Here is a 3,008-nt window from a genome sequence, read left to right on the forward strand (position 1 = left end):
CTGAACTATGCTCATAGGTTTATATGAAACTATCATAAAAGGAAATATTACAACTAATGAAAATAACGAAAAATAAAATACTACTGTAGCACCCTTTTCTTTTCCACCAAGCACCCTTAAACAAGTATATGCAGATGCTGCAAATATAGCACCACTTACACCAATAAGTGCTGGTAATACATCTAAATTAAATGTAGGTTTTATTATAAATAAAGCTCCAATAAAAGCTATCCCTACAGCTATTATTTGATTAGTCTTAATTTTTTCTTTTAAAAATAAAGCAGAAAATATTATTACAAAGAAAGGACTTAACTTATTTAACATATTTGCATCTGATAAAACTAATTTATCTATAGCATAAAAATTAAGTATTATTCCTAATGTACCAAATGTAGATCTTAAATTTAATAATTTTCGATTTTCTTTTTTACCAAAGAAACTTTCTTTAGCTTTTATAACCATTATGAATGCAACTGTACAAGAAACTAAGTTTCTAAAAAATGTCTTTTGAAAAGTTGGTAAATCACCACTTAACTTTATAAATGCAGACATCATTGCAAATCCAAATGCTGATATTATAATACATATAATACCTTTTGTTCTATCGCTCATATTATTTTTTATACTGTCCATATATTCCTCCTCTGTAAGTAGCTTTAACATTAGGATTTTATCATAATGAATTCTTTTATGCAAAATTTATTATTTAAACCAATTAACTAATTATTACCTACTGCTATTTATAATCATACATTTTCAAAATAAAAAAGTGAGTAGTTTATAATCATATCTTATAACATATAAACTACCCATATTTTATTATCTAAAAAGTATTTATCCAATTTTTATGTAATCCCTCTAATGCTTGATTGAAGTCATTTATTAAATCATTTATATCCTCTATCCCAACTGAAACTCTTATAAGATCAGGGCTTACTCCACATTTTATTTGATCTACTTCTGATAATTGACTGTGAGTTGTACTAGCAGGATGAAGTACTGATGTTTTATTGAATCCTAAATGTATAGCTAAATCAACTAATTTCAGACTTTTTATAAATTCTTTAGCTTCTTTTACACCACTTTTTATTCCAAAAGTTAATACACCACCCGCTCCATTTTTTAAATACACTTTAGCTTTATCATAATCTTTTTGTGTCTCAAGTAAAGGATAACTAACCCAACTTACTTTTTCATGATTTTGAAGATATTTTGCAAGTTCTAAAGAATTATTACTGTGTTTTTCCATTCTAAGGTGTAAAGTCTCAAGTCCTAAGTTAGTTAAGAATGCATTAAATGGGCTCATACAACTTCCTAAGTCTCTTAGCATTGATACTCTTAACTTAGTTATATAAGCAGATTCATTAAAACTTTCTACATATTTTATTCCATGATAACTTGGGTCTGGTTCTACTAATTCACTAAATCTGCCATTATCCCAATTAAAATTACCACCATCTACTATAGCACCACCTAAAGCTACCGCATGACCATCTATATATTTCGACGTTGAATGAACTACAATATTTGCCCCAAATTCAAATGGGTTACATAAATAAGGACTTGCTAATGTGTTATCTATAACTAATGGTAAATTTGCTTTTTTACAAACACTTGAAAACTTTTCAAAATCAAATACATCAAGACCTGGATTTCCAATTATTTCTCCATAAATTAGCTTTGTATTTTCGTCTACTAATGATAATATTTCTTCCTCGCTAGCATCTAATTTTACAAAAGTTGTATCTATTCCTAAATTTCTAAGAGTTATATTCAAAAGATTATATGTTCCTCCATATAATGATGAACTTGCTATTATCTTTTCCCCTGCTTTACAAATGTTTAATATAGCTAAAAGTATTGCCGACTGACCTGATGATACTGCTACAGCCCCTACTCCACCTTCTAATTGTGCTAATTTTTTTTCAAAAGCTTCTACTGTTGGATTGCTAATTCTTGTATACATATGTCCTTCTTGTTCTAAATTAAATAATTCTGCTACTAAATCTGGGTCATGATATTTAAAAGTTGTACTTTGTGTTATAGGAAGAGCCATTGGTTCTCCTATTTTAGGTTCGTATCCACCTCTTATACATAATGTTTTTTTACTGTAATTTTTACTCATAAAAAAAGCCTCCTTTTAAAATTAGGAAGCCTTTTATTAAAGTCGCAACAAAATATATTTGTACTTTATTTATCTCTTATCTCTCAGGATATTATCCTGCAGGATTTAGCACAATTCTAACTAAAGTTAGCTGTTGCTAGGCTTCATCGGGCCAGTCCCTCCACCATTCTTTATAAAAGACTTTCTATTTAATTTTTATTAACATTCATTATAGTAACTTATTAACTAAATTGCAATTAAATTTTAATTTTTATCTATATTAATTTGTTTCAAATATATTACATAATGGCAGAGCACCATAGAAATTATTTCCTACTTTATTTTCAAATTTAACCCATATAATTCCATTACATATTCCATATACTTCTTCTACTTTATATGGATTAGCATTCTTATCTACAATATCAATATCTAAATCTTTAGTTATTGGAAAGCTAGTCGTACCTAAAAGTGTTCTTAATGCTAAATCCATATCTGTATTACAACAACACTCAAGTGTTTCACAATCGTATTCTAGTGTTCCTGTTACAACCGGCTTATCTTCGAAAGTTATTAATGCCACATTACATAAAGATATATAACTACCCCCTATAATTACTACATCTTCACCTGATAAAAAGTTTCCTATTGTACCGCTTTTGACTGTGTTAAATGAAAGTACAGATACGTTTTGATTAGCGTTTGCTGATTTTATTGTTTTTAATGCATATCTAATTGCATCTGTACAACAACAATCTTCTGGATCTCCCGTCGGCCCTGGATCTCCTGTTGGACCTGGATCTCCCGTTGGACCTGGATCTCCCGTCGGACCTGGATCTCCCGTCGGACCTGGATCTCCCGTCGGACCTGGATCTCCCGTTGGACCTGGATCTCCCGTTGGACC

General features: G+C 30.0%; 3 protein-coding genes and 1 riboswitch. All 3 genes read right to left on the minus strand.

Annotation, left to right across the window (positions count from 1 at the left end; all coding sequences use genetic code 11):
- Positions 1 to 633 (minus strand): DMT family transporter (locus VLM92_RS05570; protein ID WP_325275362.1); only part of this gene is annotated, 633 nt, incomplete at its 3' end.
- 190 nt (positions 634 to 823) lie between these two features.
- The gene (locus VLM92_RS05575; protein ID WP_325275363.1) at positions 824 to 2,125 is read right to left on the minus strand and encodes an O-acetylhomoserine aminocarboxypropyltransferase/cysteine synthase family protein; all 1,302 of its coding nucleotides are present in this window, start codon (positions 2,123 to 2,125) and stop codon (positions 824 to 826) included.
- A 73-nt stretch (positions 2,126 to 2,198) separates the two neighbouring features.
- A riboswitch (SAM riboswitch) is annotated at positions 2,199 to 2,304 on the minus strand.
- A gap of 80 nt (positions 2,305 to 2,384) precedes the next feature.
- The coding region (locus VLM92_RS05580) for a collagen-like protein (RefSeq protein ID WP_325275364.1) at positions 2,385 to 3,008 on the minus strand (624 nt) is incomplete at its 5' end.

It is taken from the genome of Romboutsia sp. (genome assembly GCF_035470145.1).
GTDB lineage: Bacteria > Bacillota > Clostridia > Peptostreptococcales > Peptostreptococcaceae > Romboutsia_D.

Excerpts from the sequence above, each read along its gene's own strand:
- VLM92_RS05575 (WP_325275363.1), bottom strand. The coding sequence starts at position 2,125 with ATGAGTAAAAATTACAGTAAAAAAACATTATGTATAAGAGGTGGATAC.